At 67.6% G+C, this 22,262-nt stretch carries 19 protein-coding genes; 6 read left to right on the top strand and 13 right to left on the bottom strand.

All coding sequences use genetic code 11. The annotated features are described in order from the left end of the window. Window positions 1-3: 3 nt before the first annotated feature. On the bottom strand, window positions 4-315 hold the full coding sequence (locus LDO15_RS19015; RefSeq protein ID WP_223981201.1) for a putative quinol monooxygenase: 312 nt from the start codon (window positions 313-315) through the stop codon (window positions 4-6). Between the two features lie 55 nt (window positions 316-370). Continuing rightward, window positions 371-1,405 carry a LacI family DNA-binding transcriptional regulator gene (locus tag LDO15_RS19010; RefSeq protein WP_223981199.1) on the bottom strand — a complete coding sequence of 345 codons (1,035 nt, stop codon included), beginning with the start codon at window positions 1,403-1,405 and terminating at the stop codon, window positions 371-373. Window positions 1,406-1,646: 241 nt separating this feature from the next. Between LDO15_RS19010 and LDO15_RS19005 the strand changes: the two genes are divergently transcribed. The 4 genes from LDO15_RS19005 to LDO15_RS18990 all read left to right on the top strand — a co-directional run bounded on the left by LDO15_RS19005 (window position 1,647) and on the right by LDO15_RS18990 (window position 7,025). Continuing rightward, window positions 1,647-2,999, top strand: a complete 1,353-nt coding sequence (locus tag LDO15_RS19005; RefSeq protein ID WP_223981195.1) for a Gfo/Idh/MocA family oxidoreductase — start codon at window positions 1,647-1,649, stop codon at window positions 2,997-2,999. An 87-nt stretch (window positions 3,000-3,086) separates the two neighbouring features. After that, on the top strand, window positions 3,087-4,118 hold the full coding sequence (locus LDO15_RS19000) for a DctP family TRAP transporter solute-binding subunit (RefSeq protein ID WP_223981192.1): 1,032 nt from the start codon (window positions 3,087-3,089) through the stop codon (window positions 4,116-4,118). A gap of 78 nt (window positions 4,119-4,196) precedes the next feature. Beyond that, window positions 4,197-6,116 carry a TRAP transporter large permease subunit gene (locus LDO15_RS18995; RefSeq protein WP_223981189.1) on the top strand — a complete coding sequence of 640 codons (1,920 nt, stop codon included), beginning with the start codon at window positions 4,197-4,199 and terminating at the stop codon, window positions 6,114-6,116. Between the two features lie 18 nt (window positions 6,117-6,134). Then, entirely contained in the window at window positions 6,135-7,025 is an 891-nt protein-coding gene (locus LDO15_RS18990; protein ID WP_223981187.1) for an NAD(P)-dependent oxidoreductase, read from the top strand. 170 nt (window positions 7,026-7,195) lie between these two features. Here the strand turns inward: LDO15_RS18990 and LDO15_RS18985 are convergent, their stop codons facing one another. After that, window positions 7,196-7,429, bottom strand: coding sequence for a hypothetical protein (locus tag LDO15_RS18985; RefSeq protein WP_223981185.1), 234 nt, complete (start codon window positions 7,427-7,429; stop codon window positions 7,196-7,198). A gap of 303 nt (window positions 7,430-7,732) precedes the next feature. Here LDO15_RS18985 and LDO15_RS18980 point away from each other — a divergent pair, with 303 nt between their 5' ends. Continuing rightward, a complete protein-coding gene (locus LDO15_RS18980) occupies window positions 7,733-8,338 on the top strand; it encodes a DUF1992 domain-containing protein (RefSeq protein WP_223981183.1) in 606 nt (201 codons plus the stop codon). A gap of 22 nt (window positions 8,339-8,360) precedes the next feature. On the opposite strand, the gene LDO15_RS18975 is transcribed toward LDO15_RS18980, so the two are convergent. Beyond that, on the bottom strand, window positions 8,361-9,392 hold the full coding sequence (locus LDO15_RS18975) for a LacI family DNA-binding transcriptional regulator (RefSeq protein ID WP_223981181.1): 1,032 nt from the start codon (window positions 9,390-9,392) through the stop codon (window positions 8,361-8,363). A 183-nt stretch (window positions 9,393-9,575) separates the two neighbouring features. Between LDO15_RS18975 and LDO15_RS18970 the strand changes: the two genes are divergently transcribed. Then, window positions 9,576-10,571, top strand: coding sequence for a Gfo/Idh/MocA family oxidoreductase (locus LDO15_RS18970; RefSeq protein ID WP_223981179.1), 996 nt, complete (start codon window positions 9,576-9,578; stop codon window positions 10,569-10,571). Between the two features lie 16 nt (window positions 10,572-10,587). On the opposite strand, the gene LDO15_RS18965 is transcribed toward LDO15_RS18970, so the two are convergent. The 9 genes from LDO15_RS18965 to LDO15_RS18925 all read right to left on the bottom strand — a co-directional run bounded on the left by LDO15_RS18965 (window position 10,588) and on the right by LDO15_RS18925 (window position 22,250). Beyond that, the gene (locus LDO15_RS18965; protein ID WP_223981177.1) at window positions 10,588-12,219 is read right to left on the bottom strand and encodes an HNH endonuclease signature motif containing protein; all 1,632 of its coding nucleotides are present in this window, start codon (window positions 12,217-12,219) and stop codon (window positions 10,588-10,590) included. A 243-nt stretch (window positions 12,220-12,462) separates the two neighbouring features. Continuing rightward, on the bottom strand, window positions 12,463-12,885 hold the full coding sequence (gene arfB / locus LDO15_RS18960; protein WP_223981175.1) for an alternative ribosome rescue aminoacyl-tRNA hydrolase ArfB: 423 nt from the start codon (window positions 12,883-12,885) through the stop codon (window positions 12,463-12,465). 63 nt (window positions 12,886-12,948) lie between these two features. Then, window positions 12,949-13,494: a heme-degrading domain-containing protein gene (locus tag LDO15_RS18955; protein WP_223981173.1), complete on the bottom strand. Its 546-nt coding sequence runs from the start codon at window positions 13,492-13,494 to the stop codon at window positions 12,949-12,951. A gap of 67 nt (window positions 13,495-13,561) precedes the next feature. Then, window positions 13,562-14,584, bottom strand: coding sequence for a LacI family DNA-binding transcriptional regulator (locus LDO15_RS18950; RefSeq protein WP_223981170.1), 1,023 nt, complete (start codon window positions 14,582-14,584; stop codon window positions 13,562-13,564). A gap of 147 nt (window positions 14,585-14,731) precedes the next feature. After that, window positions 14,732-16,357: a GMC family oxidoreductase gene (locus LDO15_RS18945; protein WP_223981167.1), complete on the bottom strand. Its 1,626-nt coding sequence runs from the start codon at window positions 16,355-16,357 to the stop codon at window positions 14,732-14,734. Then, on the bottom strand, window positions 16,354-17,571 hold the full coding sequence (locus LDO15_RS18940; protein ID WP_223981164.1) for a glycoside hydrolase family 88 protein: 1,218 nt from the start codon (window positions 17,569-17,571) through the stop codon (window positions 16,354-16,356). The genes LDO15_RS18945 and LDO15_RS18940 overlap by 4 nt, the downstream gene beginning before the upstream one ends. Before the next feature lie 30 nt (window positions 17,572-17,601). After that, window positions 17,602-19,119, bottom strand: coding sequence for an aldehyde dehydrogenase family protein (locus LDO15_RS18935; RefSeq protein WP_223981162.1), 1,518 nt, complete (start codon window positions 19,117-19,119; stop codon window positions 17,602-17,604). Window positions 19,120-19,161: 42 nt separating this feature from the next. Continuing rightward, window positions 19,162-19,986, bottom strand: a complete 825-nt coding sequence (locus LDO15_RS18930; RefSeq protein WP_223981159.1) for an enoyl-CoA hydratase/isomerase family protein — start codon at window positions 19,984-19,986, stop codon at window positions 19,162-19,164. After that, window positions 19,983-22,250, bottom strand: a complete 2,268-nt coding sequence (locus tag LDO15_RS18925; RefSeq protein WP_223981156.1) for a GMC family oxidoreductase — start codon at window positions 22,248-22,250, stop codon at window positions 19,983-19,985. Before LDO15_RS18925 ends, LDO15_RS18930 begins: the two co-directional genes overlap by 4 nt. Window positions 22,251-22,262: the final 12 nt, after the last annotated feature.

The following is a 22,262-nucleotide window of genomic DNA, read 5'->3' as shown; positions in this document are numbered from 1 at the left end:
TACCTAGAGCGTGCCCTGCTCCGGGGTCCCGGCGGGGATCGGCTCGTGCCGCATCACGTCGACCGGCCGCTCCAGCAGACCGTCCAGGGAGGCGTTGAGCCGCCGCACCGGGCCGCCGGCGCCGTGGGCGTCCAGCAATTCGGCCGATTCCCACTTCTCGATCATGAGGATCTGGCCATTGGGGGATTCATGAATGGCATAGAGGAGGCAGCCGGGTTCCTCATGGACCTCTGCGATGGCCGGGGACAGGGCGGCGACCACCTGGCCGAAGGATCCCTCTTTGGGCGTGAACGTTGCGGTGACGACGACGGGCATGTTTCTTCCTTTGCGTGTTAGCGGGTGTTAGCGGTGTTAGCGGTGTTTGCGGGTGTTAGCGGGTGGCGATGGGGGCCAGCGGGGCACAGCTGCTGCGCGGCAGGAAATCGGCCTTTACCTCGATAAGCCGCGGGCCTTCGGGGAGCTTGCCCTGCATCCGACCGAGCACAAGTTCGAGTGCATGGACGGCGAGCATGTCCAGCGGCTGGCGGATCACGCTCAGCGGCGGGGACATCAGTTCTGTCCACGGATTGTCATCGAAGACGATCACGGAGAGGTCCTCCGGAATGCGGACCCCTCCCTGGACAAGCCGCCGCACCGAACTCTGAACCTGGGCCGTGTTGGCCACGATGAGTGCCGTCGGCGGCTGCGGCATGGCCAGCAGGGAGCCCACGGCATCGCCGCCGCTGTCCCCGCGGAAGGGAACGTCGCGGATGAGCAGTGGGTCAACCGGCAGGGATGCGCTCTCGTGCGCCGCGGTATAGCCGCTGATCCTGGCCCGGCCCGTTGACGTGCTCCGGGGGCCCGTGACCAGGGCGATCCGGGTGTGGCCAAGGCCGATCAGATACTCGGTGGAGCGCCGTGCGGAGTCAAAGTTTTCGATGCTGACGACGTCGACGTCGCCGAGTTCCTCGATGGTCCGGTCAACGAACACCACATTCACGCCGAGGTCCTGCAGGCGCGCCCATTTCTCGATGTTCCCGCCGGTCGGCGTGGCAATGACGCCGCTGACGGACCGGTCCAGCAGCGTGTCCAGCGACTCCGCCTCCAGATGTGGATCCTCCTGGGTGGTCATCAAAACAACCTGCACGCCGTGGCTGCGGGCCTCCCAGACGATGCGGTCGGCCAGGCGCGCGAAGAACGGGTTGGAAAGATCGGTGACAACCAGGCCGATTGTGAGGGCATGACCCGCGCTGAGCTCGCGGGCCGCCGCCCGGGGACGGTAGCCCAGCTCGTCGATCACCCTGACGACTTCCTGCCGTTTTGCCGGCGCAACGGGCCCGGAGTCCGGGTTCAGGACCCGCGACACCACAGAGACCGAGACTCCCGCAGCCGCCGCGACATCGCGAATGGTTGGGGCCTTCTTCACCGCTCCTCCTTGAGGGAAATCACTAGGCAGTAGTCGTACGCAGCGTCTCCGTTGGAACCGCCGTGAGCTGGCGGAAGGCGTTCTGGTTGGAGCCGTTGACACAGCTTAGCACCGGGTGGTACAAAAGTGGAACCGGTTCCACTTCGGGTAAATTTCAAGCCTCATCGCGACAAAGAAGTTGTGCCATCCGCTGCCGCGGACGGGCCTCTCTTCGCTTCGCACCCCTACCAGAGAGACTCCAGTGAATCTTCACAAACTCCTCAGCGACCGTGAACAGGAAAGCCGTCCCATCCGGGTTGGCCTGATCGGCGCCGGCCGTTACGGCACCATGTACCTCGCGCAGGCCAACAACATTCCCGGCATCCACGTCGTCGCCATCGCGGACATCAACGTCAAGCGCGCAGAAGGCGCCTTCGAACTCGTCGGATGGCCCAAAGATCAGATCGCCCCGGACATCGCTACCGCCCTGAAGAACCGCTCCACGACGATCGTGGCCAACGCGGACGAGCTCTTCGATGTCGACATTGACGTCATCGTTGAAGCAACAGGCAACCCGATCGTCGGGGTGAAGCACGCGCTGCGGGCCATTGACACGAAGAAGCACATCATCATGGTCACCGTCGAAGCCGATGCCCTGGCCGGGCCCGCCCTGGCCAAGCGCGCAGAGGCCGCCGGTGTTGTCTACTCCATGGCCTACGGCGACCAGCCGGCCCTCATCATGGAACTCGTCGACTGGGCACGCACCAGCGGCTTCGACGTTGTCTGCGCAGGCAAGGGTGCAAAGTACCTTGAGCACTATCACGAAATGAACCCGGACAACGTCTGGGAGAACTGGGAGTTCTCCAAGGAACTCACCGACTCCGGGCAGCTGAACCCGAACATGCACACCTCGTTCCGTGACGGCACCAAGGCCGCCATCGAAATGGCCGCCGTCGCCAACGGCGCCGGCCTGGTCCCTTCGGACACCGGGCTGACCTTCACCCCGGGCGACGTCGAGGAGATCGCCACGATCTGCCGCCCCGCCGACGTCGGGGGAGCCCTCGCCCACGAAGGCAGCGTCGACGTCATGTCCAGCGTCAACCGCGACGGCACCTGGATCCCCCATAACACCCAGGAAGGCGTCTTCGTCGTCGTCAAGGCCACGAACGACTACGTTTCCGGCTGCTTCAACGAGTACCCATGGCACCCGGACCCCACCGGCCAGTACGCCGCCTTGTACCGCCCGTACCACTACGTGGGACTGGAGCTGAACGTCTCCATCGCCAATGCCGCCCTTCGGGGGATCTCCACGGGCTCGCCCGTCGGGTTCTTCGGCGATGTCGTCGCGACGGCGAAGAAGGACCTCAAGGCCGGGGAATTCCTCGACGGCGAAGGCGGGTACACCGTCTGGGGCAAGCTCGTTTCTGCCAGGCACTCCGTCGCAACCGGCGCCCTCCCGGTTGCACTCGCCCACCACGTGGAACTGCGCAACGGCGTAGCCAAGGGCGAAATTGTCCGCTGGGACGACGTGATCATGGACGACTCCCTGTCCCAGGCCCTGGAACTGCGCCGCGAAACCGAAGCGCTCGTCGCGGAAGCCGTCCTCAGCGCCTGACGCTCCTCGCACGAAACCGGGCGCGGCAATGAGCTTCATCCGTTCACGCCTCCGGAACAGACTCCTTCCAACGCAGAAAGGCATCACATGAAATCCAAGACCCGCGCCCTTACCGGAGTGCTGGCCTGCACCCTGGCCGCTTCCCTTCTCGCCGGCTGCGCCTCAGGGGCGCCCGGCGGGGCCGGGGCTCCGGTAGCCAAGATCCAGCTCTCCATCCCGGATCCGCTCACCTCGTCGGTCGGCGTTTCCGCCCAGCACTTCGCCGACCAGGTCAAGAAGACCTCCAACGGATCGGTCGTCGTCACGGTGGTTCCGAACGGAACGAGCTTCAGCGGGGACCAGAACGCCGCCGTCACCCGCCTGCAGGGCGGCTCGCTCGATGCCCTCATCCTCTCGACTTCCGTGTACGCCTCCGTGGTCCCTGAAATGAACGGCATCAGCATCCCCTACCTCTTCAAGGACACCACCGAGGAAGCGGCGTTCCTGGCAGGAAAGCCGGGCCAGCTGCTCAAGGACAAGCTCGCAGCCAAAGACACCGTCGCGCTGTCCTTCCTCACCCGCACCGGCCGCGAGATCACCAACTCGGTGCGCCCCATCGAACAGCCCGCTGACCTGAAGGGCCTGAAAATCCGGGTACCCGGCAACCCGCTCTGGACCGACTTCTTCGGCAAGTTGGGCGCAAGCCCCACCACCATGGCCTTCTCCGAGGTCTTCACGGGCCTGCAGACGGGAACGATCAACGGACAGGAAAACCCGATCGAGGTGCCGTGGACCAACAAGTTCTCCGAGGTGCAGAAGTATGTGTCGCTGACCAACCACATCAACGACGCCTGGGTCCTTGCCCTGTCGTCCAAGAAGTGGGGCACCCTCACCGAGGACCAGAAGAAATCCCTCGCCGACGCCTCGGCCGAAACGGCCACATTCAAGACCGGCTACGACGCCGAACAGTCCAAGAAGCAGCTCGACGAACTCACCGCCAAGGGCATGAAGGTCAACGAGCTCAGCGCCTCGGGCCTTGAAGAATTCAAGGCCACCTCCAAGAGCCTCTACCCGCAGTTCTCCGAGCTCATCGGCAAGGAGTTCTTCGACCAGGCGATCGCCTTCACGGCCGCCAAGTAACCCCACGGGGCCGGGGCGCCGCCGGCGTCCCGGCCCTCCCCCCAAATCCCGCTCTCAATGTCGACAGTCTGGAAGAACATGAAACGCACCCTCGCCCCCGAGGAACTCGAGGAGGTCATTCCCTCTGACGCCGAAGAGATCCTGCACCACGGTCACGTCGCGCCCGGCTGGAGCGGCGCCGTCTGGCTCGACAAGGCCCTGGAATGGGCCGTGGGCGCGGCGATCCTCGCAGAGCTCCTCGTCATCCTCCTGAACATCACTGTCCGCGTCCTCACCGGCGACTCCGTCCTCTGGACCCAAGAGGTCTCGGAAATCGCCCTTCTGACCATTGCCTTCATCGGCGGGGCCATTGCCTATCCCAAGGGCGCCCACATGTCGGTCCAGGCGCTGATCATGCGCCTGCCGGCAGCGTGGAAGCCCTATCTGGCCGCCCTGGTCGACTGGCTCGTCTTTGTCATGAGCGCGGGGGCCTTCGCCCTCTTCGTGCCGACCCTCGCCCAGCAGATCGAGGAGAAAACGCCCATCCTGCAGCTGCCAGTTTTCTGGGTCTCGCTGCCGTTCTCGGCCGGCATGGTGCTCATCGCGTGGTTTGCCCTCATCAAGCTCTGGCGCCAGGAACGACGTGCCGTCGTGGCCGCCGCCGGCATCGCCGCGGCGATGGTCGCCGTCGTCCTGCTGGCCCCGCCCCTGTTCTACTACGCGTCACCGAACGTCCTCCTCGGCGTGGTGCTCGCGGTCCTGTTCCTGCTGCTCTTCCTGGGCCTCCCGATCGCCTTTGTCCTGGCCCTCGCGTCCGGGATCTACCTCTACCTCGGCGGCATTTCCGACGTCAGCGCTATCCCGATCGGCATGGCCTCAGGCGCCAAGGGGTTCGTGCTGCTGGCCATCCCGTTCTTCATCCTCGCCGGCACGGTCATGAACTCGGCCGGCCTTACCTTGCCGCTGGCCAAGCTCGTCGACGCCCTCATCGGCCACCTGCGCGGCGGCCTGCTGCAGGTCGTAGTGGTCACCATGTACATCTTCTCCGGCATCTCCGGCTCCAAAGTCGCCGACGTCGCGGCCGTCGGCACCACCATGCGCGGCATGCTGGAAGAGCGCAAATACCCGCGCGGCGAGGTGGTCGCCGTCCTGTCGGCCTCGGCCATCATGGGCGAAACCATCCCGCCCAGCATCGTGCTGCTCATCCTCGGATCCATCACCACCATCTCGACCACCACACTGTTCCTGGCCGGCTTCGTTCCCGCGGCGTTCCTCGCGCTGGTTGTCATGGCCCTCGTCTTCCTGCGGGCCCGCAAGCAGGGCGGCGTCGCCAGCCCCAAGGCCACCTGGCGCGCACGTGGTTCGGCGACGTTCTTCGCCCTGCCCACCCTCCTCCTGCCGGTCGGCATGGTGGTAGGCATCCTCAGCGGCTTCGCGACACCGACAGAGGTCTCCTCGGTCGCCGTCGCCTACGCGTTCGTCCTGGCCACCGCCTACCGGCGCGGCAGCAAGAAGCTCCTCGGTGACACCCTGCGGGAAACGACGACGACGGCGGGCATGGTGCTCTTCATCATCGCCGCAGCCTCGCCCCTGGCCCAGACCCTCGCCCTCGCCGGCGTCTCGCAGCAGATCCACGACCTGATGTCCGGACTCGGGGACTCACCGGTCCTGTTCATGCTGTTCACTGTCATCCTGCTCATCATCATGGGCCAGCTGCTCGAAGGCCTCCCCGCAGTGCTCATCTTCGCCCCGCTGCTGCTGCCGATCGCCACCGACTTCGGCGTCAACCCGGTGCAGTATGCCATGGTGCTCATCATTTCCATGGGCATCGGCTCGTTCGCGCCGCCGGCCGGCGTCGGGTTCTATGTTGCCTGCGCCACCGCCCGCGAAACGGTGGAAAACAGCCTCAAGCACTTCTGGCCCTATCTGGCGGCCCTGTTCATCGGGCTCCTCGTGCTGGCCGCGGTTCCCTGGTTCAGTACCTTCCTCCCCGCGCTCGCCGGGCTCATCCCCTTCTAATCCAGGAGACAGTGAACAATGGACGTTTCGTCCTCCGGGCTGCCCGCGTCGGTGGCCCTGCTGGGAACCGGGCCCATGGGTGCACCGATCGCTCGCAACATCATTGCCGGGGGTGTGCCCCTGACCCTGTGGAACCGCACGTCGCACAAGGCGGCGGGGATCGCCGGGGGACGGGTGGCCGCATCCCCGGCCGGCGCGGCCAGCGACGTGGTGCTGACTGTGCTGCCGGACCTGCCCCAGGTTGTAGCCCTTCTTCATGGTGAAGACGGGCTGCTCGCAGGGTGGAAGGCCGCCGGCACAGAGCATCCCGTCCTCGTGGTCCACGGGACGGTGTCGCCCGTGGCTGTCGCGGAGTTCGCCGCCGAGTGCCGGTGCGCCCACGGCGTGACCGTCATCGACGCACCCCTCAGCGGCGGCACGATCGGGGCCGAAGAAGGCCGGTTGAGCACCATGGTGGGCGGGCCCCGCGAGGTGGTGGAGCAACTCGAACCGCTCTTCCGGCTGTACAGCGCCACGGTCGCCCGGTTCGGCGACACCGGTGCGGGATCGACGGTCAAGGCCTGCAACCAGATCGTCGTCGCCGCCACCGTCACCGCCCTGGCCGAGGCCATGGCGCTCGCCGAAGCCTCCGGGCTGGACCTCGAACGGGTCCAGTCAGTCCTTGCCGGCGGGCTGGCGAACTCGGAAGTGCTTCGGCAAAAAGGACAGCGGTGGATCGACGCCGACTTCGAAGGCGGCGGATCAGCCAAGAACCAGCTCAAGGACCTCGGATTCATCGCGGAGGTGGCAACTCAGGCCGGCCTGACGTTGCCCGTGGCCGGCAGCCTCCTGACGGCGTTCCAGGCGATGGTCTCCGCGGGCCGCGGCGATCTGGACCACACGGGCATCTATCTCGGCATCCGCGGCTGAGCCGGCAGGCGCCTCGGCTCAGCGCCGTCCCGCGCCCCGCGCCCTGCGTCCCGCGCCCTGCGTCCCGCGCCCCGCGTCCCGCGCCCCGCCCGCGCGAGTGGGCATTTCGCGGCAATGTTCGTGAAAAACACTGCCGCGAAGTGCGAACTCGGCGGGGCGACGGAGGTGCCTCAGTGCACGGCGACGTCTTCCGCATCTTCAGGCCCGACGAAGTTGCACGAGCCCGGATGGCGCGCGGGCAACGTGCAGGTGCGCCCGGTGGGCAAATGGACGTTGGCGCACCGGCCCGCCATGGCCACGTCTTCGCGGACATGCGTCACGTGCGTGCTGCTGCGATCCTGCGGTGCTTCCTCGCGGCCGGCAGGCTGGGGGCTTCCGGATGCACTGTGCTGTTGGCTGTTCACGGCGGCAACTCCTTGGGATCTGTCGAGCAGATGGAAGTGAAGGGTGCTTAGTTTTATCCGAAGTCCCCAGCCTCGCACGGGCGGGTTAACACCGGGTTACGGGCGTGTTAGGTTCCCGTCTCGGCGGGAGTCTCGGCAGGCGACTCGGCGGTGACCCGGCGGGCGACTCGGCGGTGACCCGGCGGGCAGCCCGGAACGACCCGGCAGGGGACGATCGGCGGCCACCCTTTCGCCGCACCCCGGCCGTTCCCCATACTGGAAAGGCAGATCCGCGATTCCGGCAGGCGAGGACGGTGGTGGCTGATGAGCAGCGGAGTAAGTGGTTCCGGCAGTGCGTTCCGGCGCCGCGTGGAGCGCGCCGCGGAACTCCGCAGCGTGCGTGCCTCGGGCAGCACCGCGCAGGAGAACGATGCGCTCAACGCCGCCGAGGAGGAGCTCCGGCAGAAGCGCGCCAAGATCGACGACGCGGCCAAAGCCGAATACCTGATCCGTGACGCTATGGCGCAGGGCAAGTTCGACAACCTCAAATACGCCGGCAAGCCCATCCCTGGGCTCGGGGAGGCGTATGACCCCGACTGGTGGGTCAAGGGCCTGATCCAGCGGGAGAACATCTCGGGCCTTGGCCCGAAAGCGATCCTGCTCCGCACCGAGGACGCCGGACTCGATGCCCGGCTCGATGCCCAGTTCAGTGAAAAGCAGGTGCGCGAGATCGTGGAGGACTTCAACGCCCGCGTCATCGATGCCCGGCGGCAGCTCCAGGGCGGACCGCCGGTGATCACCAAAACGCGGGACGTCGACGTCGAACTGGACCGCTGGCGGGGGCGCCGGGCTGCCGCGGCCGCCGTCGTTCCGCCCGAGCCGGAACCGAAACAGCCCTGGTGGCGGCGTCTCTGGAACGGGGCGGGCTGAGGGCGGGCCAGGCAGCGTTCGGCTAGGCGCTGTCCGGGGCATGCCCGGTGGATCCGCGCACCACCAGCTGCGTCGGAACGAGGTGCAGGCGCTGCGGAAGGTCCGGGTTTTCCCGCCGCTCCAAGATGAACTTGCCCGCTTGCAGGCCCACGGCGAAGTTGCCGTTGTCCACCGAGGTCAGGGACAGGTGGCGAATGCGCGCAAGATAAGTGTTGTCGTACCCGACCAGCGAGAGGTTGCCCGGCACCGTGAGGCCCTGGTCGGCGGCGGCCGAGAGCGCGCCGATGCAGGCGAGGTCGTTGAACGCGAAAATCGCGGTGGGCCGCTGCAGCCCCGAGAGCAGGCGGCGGGCAGCGTCGTAGCCGCTTTCCTCACTCATGCCGCCGGCAACCACCCAGGGATCAAGCCCCGCGTTCCGCATCGCTTCCTCGTAACCTGCCCGCCTCAGCCGGCCGATCTCGCCGGGTCCCTGGAGATGGGCGATGCGACGGTGGCCGAGGGCAATGAGGTGCTCGGCCGCCTGGCGGGCGCCGGATTCGTCGTCGTCGACCACGATGTCCGCTCCCGGCAGCGCGGGCTCCCGGGTGCCGGCGAGGACCACCGGCACAGTCGTGATGGCGGCCTCCAGGGCGGCTTCTTCCGGCGTGGTGCCGACCACCACAATGCCGTCGATGCGTTGCTCGAGCAGGGTCTCCACGGAGCGGCGACCCACCCGGTGGTCGGTGTACGAGTCGACGAGGACAGGGGAGACCCCGGCCGCGTGCAGCGTCGCGCTCAGGCCCTCGAGGAGCTCGACGAACCAGGGATTCCGGAGGTCGTTGAGCAGCACGCCGACAGCGCCGCTGTGCGGGCTCGAAAGCCCCCGGGCAAGCTGGTTGGGCCTGTAGCCGAGCTCGGCCATCGCGTCCAGGACGGCCTGCCGGCGGCCGGCGCCCACGTTGGACGATCCGCCCAGCACCAGGGACACGAGGGATTTGGACACTCCGGCGCGCTCGGCGACGTCGCGGATCGTGGGCCGGCGGGGCGGTTGGCCGGGGACCGGCGGGTGGTTCATGGCGCTCCTCCTCTGGATGCCGTCCAAGCATAAGGGGTTGACGAGGGTTCCCGACATCATTCATCATGGACCGGTCCAAGTACTTGTCCAAGTAGTTATTCAATGGGCTTTGCCATTAGTGAGGAATTGTTGTGAGTGCACCCCAGTCGCCGACATCTGCCGTTCTTGAGAGAGGAGACTGACATGCTGCGTTTCGCCCTGCTGGGGGCCGGTTTCATCGGCTCCGTCCACGCCGTCAACCTCGCCGCCCATCCCGGCGTCGAATTTTCCCGCATCTATGACATCGACGAAAACCGAGCCCGGGCCTTGGCCGACACGCACGGAGCCCTCCCCGCTGCGGACCTGGACGAGGTGTTCGATCCGGAGCACATCGACGCCGTGTTCATCGCTTCCTCCACCGACACGCACGCCGGGCACCTGGTCCGCGCCGCCGACGCCGGCCTGGCCGTGCTGTGCGAGAAGCCGATTGATCTGGACCTTGACCGGGCCCGGGAGGCGGCCGCTCACGCGGCCGGGCGCGGTGTTCCGGTGATGGTCGATTTCAACCGCCGCTTCGACCGCGACTATGCCGAACTCAAGCGGATCATCGACGCCGGCGGGATCGGGGATGTCGAACTCCTACAGCTCACCACCCGGGGCCCGGCCCTCCCGCCGCTGTCCTACATCGCCACATCGGGCGGCCAGATGCGGGACCAGACCGTGCATTTCTTCGACCTCGCCCGCTGGCTCACCGGGCTGGACCCGGTAGAAGTTTTCGCCGCCGGATCAGCCCTGACCGATCCCCGCCTGGCCGAGTACGGCGACGTTGACACCTCCGCTGTCACCCTCCGGCTGCCCACGGGTGCGCTGGTCCAGATCGACAGTGCCCGGCGCACGGCCTACGGCTACGACGAGCGGATCGAGGTCATGGGGTCCGCCGGCCTGGTCGAAGCCGGACGCCGCCGCACCGGAGCCGTGTCGCGGTACAGCGCCGGCCAGGTGGTTGACGACGGGCTGCACCCCGGCTGGTTCGAACGTGTTCAGCCCACTTATGCCGCTGCCCTGGCGCACTTCGTTGCCGCGGTGGAGGGCGGAACGGACTTGACGCCTTCGCTCGATGACGGGCTCAAGGCCCAGGCCATCGCGGAGGCCGCCACCCGCTCCCTGCGCACGGGCCGGTCGGAGCGGATCGAGTACTAGCTAAAGGACTTGCCGATCACACGGAAAGGAGCGCGGGACTTTCGGGGATGAGGATGTCGAGGGGTGCCGCCCAACCCGAGGTGTCAGTCGCGGGCATTGCGTGCGAGGTAGTGAAGTGGTGCCAGTCAGGGAAGGGGTCCGTGGGAAGTGGAGCGTCCGGGCCTGTATCCGGGGGCGGGTCCTGATCAAGGAGTGACTGAGGCATCGGGGTGTGGTGTGGCCAGTGGGGTGGTTCCCAGTCCTGGTGTTCGGCGGGGTAGTGCCGTCCCGAGGGGGAGATCCAGCCCGGCGGGCTGGTTTTGCTGGCCCCGACGGGTTGCCAGGCCGAGGAGTGTTTGAGGCGGTGGTGTTTGGGGCAGGGCTGGCCCAGGTTGGCGATGCCGGTGGTGCCGCCGTCGGCCCAGGCCAGCAGATGGTCCGCGTCGTTGTCCAGGGAATGGTTGTTACAGCCCGGGAACGTGCAGTGGCTGTCGCGGAGCCGGAGCCAGTGCCGCTGGGCCTTGGTGACCCGGTAGCTGCTCCGGCCGATTTCCAGCGGGGCCCCGTCCCGCGGGTCAACCAGGACCCGGTAGAAGGACCCGGCGCCGCCGGCGACGAGCCGGCGGGCCATCGACGGCGGGATCGGCCCGTACCCGTCCAAGACGGCCGGTTCCCCGGTGACGCCCAGCAGCGACAGCACCGGGACGGTGACCAGGACCTGCGCCCGCGGCGACGGCACACCCCCACCCACACACCCGCCGGTATTGACGCCCGCCCCGGCCAAGCCGTCGCCGGTGGTGCCGGTGGTGGTGCCGGTGGTGGTGAGGAGCCAGGTGGCGGTGATGTCGGCGCGGAGCTGGGCCAGGGTGCGGGCCTCGTCCGGGCCCTGGAGGGCGCGGGCGGCCGTGGTGGCCCGGTCCCAGATCCCGGCGGCGGTGTCGGCCGGGAGGTAGGCCGAGAGCCAGGCCATGCCGTCCCGGTCCGGGACGTACTCGACCCGCCGGTCCGCGGCGCTTCGGGCGTGGCGGGCCTCGAGGCTGTCCCGGTGGTGGCGTTCGCGCCAGGTGCGGGCCTTGGCCCGGAACCGGGACGCCGTGAGCTCCCCGGCCGGGCAGCCCCGGGCCGGGTCCGGGGCGCCGGGGTCCAGGAAGTGCGCCTCCAGCCCGGCCGCCCCGGCCCGGTCCAGGTTCTGGGTTTCGTCGATAATGACCCGGGCGTGGGCCCAGGAGATCGTCCCGGCGCCCAGCGCGGCCAGGGTCAGCGGCAGCGCCGTGGTCAGGGCGTGGGCCTCGGCGAGCAGGGCCCCGGCGGCGCGTTCGCTCACGGTCAGGACACCCGCGACCTCGGCGACCAGCGCCATTTCCTGCACGGCGTGCTCCCGCGGGGACACCGCCGGGGCCGCCAGGGCCGTGGCCGCCTGCAGATAGTCCGCGGCCAGCCGCACCTTCAACGCCGCGGTCCGGGCCTCCAGCCGCGCCACCCCGGCCAACCCGTCCAGACACCCATCCGCCAGATCCCGCAACGGATCAGAGCCCCGCCGAGGATCGTCGCCGGTTGGATCAGCCCCTCCGGCACCGGCAGCAACTCCGGCGGCAAGCGCCGCAGCAGACGCGGCGACAGCCGCCAGGGCCTCCCTGCTTTCCGCACCCCACGCCGCCGTGTTATCCATGCCTCGATCATCTCGCGAGCCACCGACAATTTATGAAGGGTCGGGTTGCGGAGGTGACGCCCGAACCGGCGTCCGCCCCGAGTAGCGTTTGTCGTCGAGACACGGGTGTCCGCGCCGTTGCGCTGTTCTACAACGCCAGCTGACCCCGGTGCTCCTCCCGCTGGTTCTGCTGCGCCGGCGGCGCCCACCCTCCAACCAGACGCGGTTGCTGCCCGCCTCCAGACGTCCGTCGGCTGGACGGCGCTAGTCGGCGGTCGGCCGCTGTCGTTGCCGTTTGGTCGCGGCCCGCTGTTCCTTGGCGGCGAGGCGCCGACGGTTCGAGCCCTTGGTGGGTTTGGTCGCCCGGCGGGGTGCAGCTTCGGGAGCAAGACCCTCAGCCACGAGGTTGGCGAGCTTGGCCAGGGCGAGCTGGCGATTGCGCAGCTGGGAGCGCTGCTCGGAGGCGGTCACAGTGACCACCCCGGCGATGAGGCGTCGATCGAGGCGCGTCATCAGCATCAGCCGTTGGGCATCCGAAAGCGCCGCCGAGTCGGCGACGTTCCACGAGAGTTCGACACGGCTGTCCGAGGTGTTGACGTGTTGACCGCCGGGCCCGGACGAGCGCGAGAATCGCCAGCCGAGTTCCGACGCGGGAATCGTCAGCGCGGGCGACACCTCCAGATCCATGCAACTAGCGTTGCACAGTATGGGCGCGATCAACGCCCCGGCCCCGCTGCCGGGGGTGCCTGTTTAGTCCGTGCTGCGGCCGCGGAACACAGTCAGTGCCTCCACGACGAGGTCATGGTCGGCTTTTTGCGCCAGGCCGGAAACGGTTGCCGTTGCGACATGCCCCGTACCCTTCACAAAAATTGGAAACGCCCCGCCGTGGGAGGCATAGCGCGTCTGGTCGAACCATCCGTTGTCTTCGAGGCTTCCGCCGCCGAGCCGGCCCCTGAGCCCCACCAGCAGTGACGGTTCGGCGTAGCGCTCCGTTGTGCTGCTTTTTCTCTGGATCCAGATGTCGTTGTCGGGTGTCGCTCCGGGGAGGGAGACATGGAAGAGGACGTGGCTGTTTCGGCGAATGTCGATGGCGATCGGGAGGCTGCGTTGCGTGGCGAGGTCCACGAGCACCAGGCCCAGGGCAAGAGCGTCCGCCTGGCTGAAGCTGCTCAGGTGCAGAGCGGCCACTTCGTTCTCGAGTCGGTGAATGAGCGAGCGCAGCGCCTCTACAGGCTGCTCCTCCCGCGAGTCGGCGTCGAATTCTGTCTCGGGGGCAAGGATCGTTTCGTGGACCATGAGCGTAAGTTTTCCTGTCTTCGGGGCCGGCCGTCCGGCCGCGAAGAGGCCGCCGCGCACGGCGTGTTCAGGTCCGGGGTCGCCAGGTGGCTGTGGAGGACCGGATTTTCAGTTGGGGCTGGATGAGGGCCAGCTGGGTTGGCATGTCGGCGTTTCCGTCGGCGAGGCGGTTCATCAGCAACTCTGTGCCCTTGGCACCGATCTCCTGGGGAAATCCTGCTACGGACGTGAGCGGCGGGACCTGGCTGGCGGCAATGCGCGTGTCATCGAAGGAGGCGACCGCGATGTCGCGGCCTGGTTCGAGTCCGCGGCGGCGCAGTTCGTCGTAGACGCCTTGGGCGACGGCGTCGTTGTAGGCGATGATCGCGTCGGGCAGGCGGCCCAGGTCCAAGAGCCGGCCCACAGCGGCGGCACCACCTTCCGGGCTGATGGCGCTGCGGAGCTCGTCCGTGCTCCACACCTCACAACCCCTGGGCTCCAGTGATGTGCGCAGGCCCTCCTCCCGTTCGGCGAGGGAGGAAGCGGCGCGGCCGCCGAGGAATGCCACGCTCCTGCAGCCCAAAGCCGCGAGGTGTTGTCCAAGGAGCGTCGCGCCCTTGACGTTCTCACTGCCCACATAGTCGAACCCGGCGAACCGGCGGGCGAGCAGGACGACAGGGACGTTGGCGGCACTGACCTGCTTGGCGAGCTTGTCCGGATCAGTGTCGGGGGCGGGGAGCAGGAGAAGTCCGTCGACCTGGCGTTCAATCATGGAGGCGATGATCTCGTGCTGTCGGTCCGCATGGTCACGGCTGTAGCCAATGAAAATCGTGTATCCGGCGTCGTGGGTGATTTGGTCGACAGCCATGGCCAGCTCGGCGAAGTACGGGTTGATGATCTCGGTGACGATGAGCCCGATGGTCATGGACCGGCTTTGCCGCAGGTTGGCGGCCTGCCGGTTGTAGACATAGCCAAGCGTGTTCATGGCTTCGCGTACCTTGACGGCCGTGGACTCCGGGATGCGGGAGTCGCCGCGAACTACGAGCGAGGCGGTTGAACGTGAGACGCCGGCAGCCTTGCTCACGTCTTCGAGGGTGATGCGCGGGGCCATGCTGTAATCCTGCCGGTGGGTCGATACGCGGAGAAGCGGCGCTCCCCGCGTATCGACTTTACCAATCGTCACCCCGGAACCCCGGGTCATCCGCCGCCTTCCGGGGCGGCGGGCCCGGACGGTGCTGTGGTTGAGAGTCACAGAAACTTATCCCGCGGGTGTCGTCGTGGCAGGCTCGTGTGCCCGGCCGGATGTCTTGCCCTCGGCGAGCAGGATGTCCGCGACGCGAAGGGCATTGGCCGCGATGGTCAGGGCTGGATTGAGGGCCGCCGAGGAGGGGAAGAAGGAGCTGTCCACGATCCAGAGGTTGTCCAGATCGTGGGTGCGGCACTCCGGGGTCAGGACGCTGGTTTGGGGATCGTGGCCCGCCACTGCTGTTCCGCACTGGTGGGAGTTCGTTTCGATGCCCATCCGCTCGATGAAGATCACCGGATATCCGGCCTTCCGGACTGCCCGGCTGACCCGGCGGACCAGTTCCTTGTGGGGTTCGAGGTTGTTCGGTTCCCACCAGACATGGATTTTGCCGTCCACGACGCTGATGCCGTTGGTCGTGCTGGGCAGGTCTTCCGTGGTGAGGTAGATGTCGACGCTCCGGTCCGACATCGCCTTCAGGATGGGGTTTGGCGCCCAGCTGCGTGCCATTTTGAGCATGCTGGCCCGGAGTTTCCCGAGCATCTGCAGGTTTCCCAAGGGATACCGGTTGGTGGGTCCGGCCTCGTACCAGTCGTTCAGACCCAGGGTCTTCTGCCACAGGGTCCTGTTGACCTTGAACGGGTTGATGCCGAGGAAGAACGTGCTGTTGTGCACCATGTAGTTTCTGCCCACCAGCCCTGAGGAATTGGCCAGGCCGCGGGGGTGTTCCTGCGTGGCTGACCGAAGCAGGAGCGCTGCCGAGTTCACGGCACCGGCGGCGAGGATGAACTTGTCGGCTTCGATGCGGATGATCTGGCCGTTGCGTTCGGCCAGGGCGGCGGCGATGGTGCGCCCGTCCGGTCCCGGGATGAGGCGGGTGATCTGGGTGTCCGTCAGCAGCTCCACCCCAGCGTCGAGCGCCGGATTGATGGCGATCTTTTCGGCGTCGGACTTAAGCCCGGCCTCGCTGGGGGCGCCGTCGCTGGTGGCGCAGAGGGCGCGCTTTGCGGGGGTGTCCGCGTCCAGCCCGTTGGCCATTCGGAAGGGGTGCAGGCCCTGGCGCCGCAACGAGTCCGCGAGGGCCTGGATGGCCGGTTCGTGGTCCAGCGCCGGGTAGGGGTAGGCCTCGGAGTGAACCGGTTCGGTCGGGTCCTCGCCGATTTGTCCGCGGACCTGGTAGAGCCGCTCGGCACGTGTGTAGTACGGCTCGAGGTCGGCGTAGCTGAAGGGCCAGGCCGGGGAGGTCCCGTCGTGGTGCCGGGTTTCTTCGAAGTCGCTGGCACGGAAGCGGGGCAGGCAGGCGCCGTAGACCTTGGTGTTTCCTCCCACCCAGTAGTAGACGCCGGGTTTGAAGGGCGCGCCGGTGCGGCCGTTGTACCAGGTGTCGGCATTCTTGTAGCGGCCTTTGAGATAGACCTCGTCCAGGTCGGAGTTTTGCGGTTCCGCGGGCAGCCGGTGGCCGCGTTCGATGATGAGGATCTTGGCGCCGGAGTCTTTCAGGGCGTAGGCCATGGTGCCGCCGCCCATGCCGGATCCGATGATGGCGATGTCGGTGCGGATCACCTCGTCCGGGAGCGCCGGCGCTCCCGGCGCTCCCGGACGCGGTGCCTCGTCGATGGTTTCCCAGGACACGCCGCTCACCGGCTCCGCTGTGCTTCGTCGAACTGCTGAATCTGGTCCACGGTGTCCAGGAACCAGTAGTCGCCCCACATGACGGATTCGTCCACGCCCAGGTCCTTGCCTTCGTGGTAGCTACCGTGTTTGAGCACGCCTTCCCATTCCTCGTCCGGGCTGGCGAGGAAGTCGCCGTCGGCGAGGCGGCAGAGGATGTCCACGGCGTAGTCCGCGTAAACCTGGGCCTTGGTGCGGTCGTGGACGAGGCCGGCGAGCTGCCACATGCCGCCTGCCGCCGCGGCGGCGGCAGAGGACTCGTAGGGCCGGACGGGAGCGGGTTCTTCCCAGTCGTTGGGGGGAACGAGGCGGTCGCCGGTCTTTTCGATGTAGAAGTCGGCGGCCGCGATGGCCGTTTCGAGGAAGCGGCGCTCGCCGGTGAACCGGTAAACGGTGCCGAAACCGTAAAGGGCCCACGCCTGCCCGCGGGCCCAGGATCCGTCGTCGGAGAAGCCCTGCTGGGTGGTCTGTTTCAGGAAGGCGCCGGTTTCCAGATCGAACATGCCTTCGTGGGAAGCCGACCCGTCACCGCGCATGAGGAAACGGCGGGTGGTCAGGCAGTGGTCCACTGCCTTGCGGGCCATGTCCTGGTCCCCGGTCTGCTGGGCGGCGTAAAGGGCCATATGGATGTTCATCATGATGTCGATGAACAGGCTGTCAGGTTGGCGGAAGCTGGGCATGTACCGGCCGGCGTCCCGGTAGCGGCTGGCGGTGGTGCGTCCGGCCTCGACGACGACGTCGCGCTTGGTGGTGTCCCCGGTGGCTTCGAACCAGCGCCGGTACGTGGACCAGAACAGGAAGCCCAGGTCATGAACGGTGTCATCGCTCTTACGTTCCTCGATGAGCTCGGAGTAGTGCTCGGCCGCGCCGCGGAACCGGCCGCGGTCGGCGTCGTCGGCCCGGCGCGACAGCATCCACAGTTGGCCGCCGAGGAAGCCCTCGCACCAGTTGGTCCAGGCCTCCCCGTCGACCACCCACTTGCCTTCTTCGGTGTACAGGGGGAACCGGTCCGGGTGCCTGCTGATCAGTCCGCCCACTTTCGCTGAGGCGGTTTTCCAGGCCCGGCCGGCCGCTTCCCGGAACGCTGCCGGCACCTCGTATCCGGCGGGGAGGGTCAGCGGAAGCATGGTCGGCAGGACCGTTGCGGGGGCGTGCACGGGGGCTGAAGTGGTGGTGGTTGTCATGGCTGCTGTTTTCCTTCGGGGGTGCGTGTCTTAGCGGCGGGGGGCGTCGGGGGCGTCGACCCAGCGGTTTTCGCGGATGCCGACCTGGAGCTGGATGGTCTTGAGTTCGCTGAACTCGGCCAGGGCCTGGCGGCCGAGTTCCCTGCCGATTCCGCTGTGCCCGTAGCCGCCGAACGGCACTTCCGGGTAACCGTCCATCCAGCGGTTGACCCACACGGTGCCGGCGCGCAGGTCACGGGCGGCGGTGAGTGCCTCGTTGATGTCGTTGCTCCAGATCCCGGCGGAGAGCCCGAAGGAGGTGGAGTTGGCGATTCCGATGGCTTCCTCCAGGGTGTCGTAGGGCAGCACCGACAGGACGGGCCCGAAGATCTCATCGGTGGCGATGGACATCTTTGCCGTGACATCGGTGAAGACGGTCGGCTGGAAGAACCGGCCGTTCAGGCCGGTGTCGAGCCGGTCCCCGCCGGTGAGAAGGTGGGCTCCGGCGTCGCGGCCTTCGGCCACATAGCGTTCGACGACGGCGAGCTGGGCGTCGTTGACAAGGGACCCGACGAGCGTGTCGGCCTTGAGCGGGTCACCGACGCGCATGTGCTGGGCGCGTTCGACGACGGCGGCGGCGAATTCATCGGCGATGGAGCGGTGCACGATGAGGCGGCTGCCGGAGTTGCAGCACTGGCCGACGTTGAAGTATCCGCCGAAGACACCGGCGTCGACCGCGGCGGTGAAATCGGCGTTGGCGGTGATGATCTGCGGGTTCTTGCCGCCGAGTTCGAGTTCGACCTTCTTCAGGTCCCGGCCGGCGGCGGAGGCGATGCCCTTGCCGACGCCGGTGGAGCCGGTGAAACTGATCATGTCGATGCCCGGGTGCTCAGCGATGGCCGCACCGACCACCCGGTCACCGGTGACAATGTTGACCACACCGGCCGGGAAGCCCGCTTCTCGGATGAGCCGTCCCAGCATCACGGTGGTCGCGGAGGTGCTTTCACTGGGCTTGACCACGGCCGTGTTGCCGGCGGCCAGGGCGAACGGCAGCTTCTGGCTGATGATCAGCAACGGGAAGTTCCAGGGCGTAATCATGCCGACAACGCCGATGGGTTCGTGGACCACCATGGCCAGGGTGTCGCGGCCGAGGGCGTTGTGGGCCTCCCCTTGGGTGTTGCGGGCAAGACTGGCCGCGTATTCCCACAACTCGGCGGTGCCGGCGACTTCGTTGCGTGACTGGGTGATGGGCTTGCCGGTCTCGAGGGTCTCTGCCAGCGCCAGCTCCTCGGCGTCGCGGCGGACGAGATCGGCGACCTTGAGCAGAAGCTTGGACCGAACAGAACCGGTGGACTGCCGCCAGCCGCGTTCCAGGGCTTGCCGGGCGGCGGTGACGGCCCGGTCGACGTCGTCCTGTGTGCCCTGCGGGAAGGAGCTGACCTCGATTTCGTGGGCGGGGCTTAGCCGGGTGAACGTCTGCCTGCTCTGGGCGTCGGTGTCTTCGCCGTCGATGATCATCGGCCGGTAGGTGGGCTCGACGTCGTCGAGCGTGTAGCTCTTGGTTTCCATGTCAGGTGTCCTTAGAAAGTGTGTGGGTCCGCGGGGCGGTCTTTAGTGGTCAGTGAAGTGCGCGGCGCGCTTTTCCCGGAAGGCTGCGATGCCCTCGGCCAGGTCATCGGTGGCCGCGGCCAGCCCGCCGGCGAGGGCCTCCAGCACGCGGGAGGGGGCGCCGTCGGCGGCGGCGTCGATCAGTTGCTTGCCCAGCTGCACGGCCAGCGGCGCTCCGGCCAGCAGCTCGGCGCTGAGCCGGGCCACCGCGTGGTCCAGACTGGCCCGGGGTGCGACGGCGGTGGCCAGTCCCCAGGCGAGGGCTTCCTCGCCGGAAAGCTGGCGGCGGGTCAGGACGAGTTCCTTGGCTCGTGCCCGGCCGGCAAGTTCGGTGGCCCGTTCGGTGCCGCCCCACCCGGGAACCGTCCCGAGGCCGGTCTCGGGCAGGGCAATGCGTGCCTCGGCGGCGATCACGCGGAAGTCGCAGGCCAGGGCAAGCTCCAGTCCGCCGCCGAATGCGAGACCGTCGACGACGGCGATGCTCGGCTGGCGCAGTCCGGCCAGGGCGTCGAACGTCCGGTGGCCAGTGGCGATCCAGTCCCGCCACATTCCGGCAGCGGACAGGTCGGCGAAGTGATTGATGTCCGCACCGACGCAGAAGACCTTCTCCCCGCCGGTGCGCACGATCACCAGCCGGGCCGGCGAGGCGGCAACATCCCGGACGGCAGCGGCGAGGTCTTCGAGAAGTCCCAGGGTCAGGGCGTTCAGCTTCGATGCCCTGTCGATCAGGATGGTGGCCGTGTGGCCGTCTGCGGAGTAGCCGACCGTGACCTGTCCGCTGGCTTCGTCGGTGAGCCGTCCTGCCACGGAAGCGGTGTCGGTGCTCATGGCTGGTCCTTTCGCCGGCCGCCGAGCTCGCCGGCGAGGTGTTCGGCCGCGCGCATGACGATCGCCCAGATGGTCAGCGTCGGGTTGATGCCGGGGCAGCTGGGGAAGGCGGCACCGGAGTACATGTAGAGGTTGCGGGTGTCGTGGACGGCGAGGTTCTCATCCAGCACGGTGGCGGCGGGATCGTGGCCGAACCGGGCGCCGCCGAGATCGTGGCTGGACCCGACGCCGGTGAAGTACGGGCCCTGCCACGTCTTGGTGGCGCCCATATCCTTGAGCAGCCCGGTGGCCCGGTCAGCCATCCAGGCAGCGAGCCGGCGCTCGTTCTCGCGGAGCCGGTAGGTCACGCGGACCAGCGGCATCCCAAGTCCTGAGGAGTCGCGGTGCCGGGGGTCGATTTCCAGGCGGTGCGAGGCGTAGGGAAGGGCGTCGGGCTGGATCCTGATCACGCCCTGCTGGGACCAGAGTTTCAGGTGGTCCCGGTAGCCGGAGCCCCAGCGGCGGACGTCCTCGGGGAGGGTTTCGCGGGCGATTTGCAACGGCAAGGCCTGCTGTTCGGCGCCGAGGGTGGCGCCGCCGATGAAGCCGTGGTCCAGGGACCGGAACGCGGGGGAGAGGTAGTCGTCCAGGACGACGCCCTGAGCGGCCGGACCGGTGTGACGGTTGAACTCGGTGCCCGGGAACAGTGCGTCGACGTGGCCGAACATTTTGGTCATGTAGTGCAGGCCCAGCTGGCCGGTGTTGTTGCCGAGGCCGTTCTCGTGCCGGGAATCCGCGGAGAGGTACATCAGGCGCAGGTTCTCGTAGGTGTAGGCCGAGAGAATGACGGCACGGGCATACTGACGCCGGACGCGGCCGAGGGGATCGACCCATTCCACGCCGCGGGCGGCGCCGGAGTCATCCATGATGATCCGGGTGACGCGGGAGTGGGTGCGCAGCTCAAAGTTCCCGGTTTCGATGGCGGCCGGCACGGGGCCGAGGCCGGGGTGCCAGCGGTCGCCGCGGAAGGAGCCCAGGCCGTTGTTCCAGGCACTGTACCCGGTGGCGGGGCGGCCGCCGTAGGACTCGGTGGTGAATCCGACCGGGACAGGGTGCGGGTGTAGTCCCGCGGCCGCGGTGGCTTCCGTGAACTTGTTGCCCAGGATGAACGGGCGGGTCGGCGGAAGCGGGAGCGGCTTGCTGCGCTTGATGAACGGGTTGGACTCGTCGCCCGCGATGCCGATCAGGTGTTCGAGCTTGGTGTAAAACGGTTCCAGATCCTCGTAGCTGACGGGCCAGTCCGCCAGGGTGCAATCCTCCGGCAGCGCATCGGGTCCGTACAGCCCGTCGTAGTGGCTCTTGGGCGCGAACTGCCAGGGATGGAAGCGGCGCAGCCAGGACCCGTAGTGCCCCGCCGACCCGCCAACGCCGTTGACCATGCGGCCCAGCGAGAAGGTAGCCTCGCGGCTCTCTTCGTCGTCGGCGGATTCGCGCCAGCGGGGCGTTTCCTGCTGGAACTTGGGCCCCAGCCCGCCTCGGGTGTAGTAGGCGTGCTCTAGTTCGTCCGGGAGGAATTCGTCGAGCGGACGGAACGGGCCTGCCTCGAGGCCGACCACGCTGAGTCCGGCCTCTGCGAAGACCTGGGCGCTGAGCCCGCCCATGGCGCCGACACCGACGAGCAGGACATCCACCTCGTCCGTCATCTGCGGGTTCACGGCATTCTCGTAGCCGAGCTGCTTGAGCCGGTGGCCTTCTGTGTCGCGGGGGATTTCCTGCATTGCGTCGGCGAGGGTCTTGATGACACCGCCCTTGGTCACGTGCTCGGCGCTGAGGTTCTCCTCGGCGGAATTCTCCAGCCACACTCCGGGGTGCTTGAGGAACTTCCAGCCGACGGCATTCTTGTTTCCTCCGTGGGCCGGGTCGGCGAACAGGCCCTCCTGCAGGTGGGCCACGACGAGACCGAACAGGTCCCTTTGGTCCTTCATGGGCAGTGTTTCGGTCAGTTCGCCCTGCTCGAGCAGCGCCAGGACATCCATGCGTTCGTCCAGGGTCAGCGCGGCGAAGTTCCTGCCGTGCTTGTCTTCGGCGTAGCGGTCGAGGGCGCCGAAGAGCCATTGGTATTTGGGCAGGTCCTTGCGTCCGTAACCTTCGAGGGTCAGGTCCAGGTATTCGGTAACCCCGGCCTCGCGGACGTCAGGGCTGTCGCCGTCGGAGGGAAACATGGTCTCGAACAGGGCGTCGGCAAGCTCGGTTTCGTAGGGGGTCAGAATGCGGAAGCTTTTCATCGCAGGAGTCCT

Source organism: Arthrobacter sp. NicSoilB8 (assembly GCF_019977355.1).
In the GTDB taxonomy this organism is placed as follows: Bacteria; Actinomycetota; Actinomycetes; order Actinomycetales; family Micrococcaceae; genus Arthrobacter.
The sequence above is the reverse complement of the archived record's forward strand: the minus strand, read 5'-3'. Positions and strand labels throughout refer to the sequence as shown.

Excerpts from the sequence above, each read along its gene's own strand:
- LDO15_RS19015 (WP_223981201.1), bottom strand. The coding sequence starts at position 315 with ATGCCCGTCGTCGTCACCGCAACGTTCACGCCCAAAGAGGGATCCTTC.
- LDO15_RS19000 (WP_223981192.1), top strand. The coding sequence starts at position 3,087 with ATGAAATCCAAGACCCGCGCCCTTACCGGAGTGCTGGCCTGCACCCTG.
- LDO15_RS18995 (WP_223981189.1), top strand. The coding sequence starts at position 4,197 with ATGAAACGCACCCTCGCCCCCGAGGAACTCGAGGAGGTCATTCCCTCT.
- LDO15_RS18990 (WP_223981187.1), top strand. The coding sequence starts at position 6,135 with ATGGACGTTTCGTCCTCCGGGCTGCCCGCGTCGGTGGCCCTGCTGGGA.
- LDO15_RS18980 (WP_223981183.1), top strand. The coding sequence starts at position 7,733 with ATGAGCAGCGGAGTAAGTGGTTCCGGCAGTGCGTTCCGGCGCCGCGTG.
- LDO15_RS18975 (WP_223981181.1), bottom strand. The coding sequence starts at position 9,392 with ATGAACCACCCGCCGGTCCCCGGCCAACCGCCCCGCCGGCCCACGATC.
- LDO15_RS18970 (WP_223981179.1), top strand. The coding sequence starts at position 9,576 with ATGCTGCGTTTCGCCCTGCTGGGGGCCGGTTTCATCGGCTCCGTCCAC.
- LDO15_RS18965 (WP_223981177.1), bottom strand. The coding sequence starts at position 12,219 with ATGGATAACACGGCGGCGTGGGGTGCGGAAAGCAGGGAGGCCCTGGCG.
- arfB (WP_223981175.1), bottom strand. The coding sequence starts at position 12,885 with ATGGATCTGGAGGTGTCGCCCGCGCTGACGATTCCCGCGTCGGAACTC.
- LDO15_RS18955 (WP_223981173.1), bottom strand. The coding sequence starts at position 13,494 with ATGGTCCACGAAACGATCCTTGCCCCCGAGACAGAATTCGACGCCGAC.
- LDO15_RS18950 (WP_223981170.1), bottom strand. The coding sequence starts at position 14,584 with ATGGCCCCGCGCATCACCCTCGAAGACGTGAGCAAGGCTGCCGGCGTC.
- LDO15_RS18940 (WP_223981164.1), bottom strand. The coding sequence starts at position 17,571 with ATGACAACCACCACCACTTCAGCCCCCGTGCACGCCCCCGCAACGGTC.
- LDO15_RS18935 (WP_223981162.1), bottom strand. The coding sequence starts at position 19,119 with ATGGAAACCAAGAGCTACACGCTCGACGACGTCGAGCCCACCTACCGG.
- LDO15_RS18930 (WP_223981159.1), bottom strand. The coding sequence starts at position 19,986 with ATGAGCACCGACACCGCTTCCGTGGCAGGACGGCTCACCGACGAAGCC.
- LDO15_RS18925 (WP_223981156.1), bottom strand. The coding sequence starts at position 22,250 with ATGAAAAGCTTCCGCATTCTGACCCCCTACGAAACCGAGCTTGCCGAC.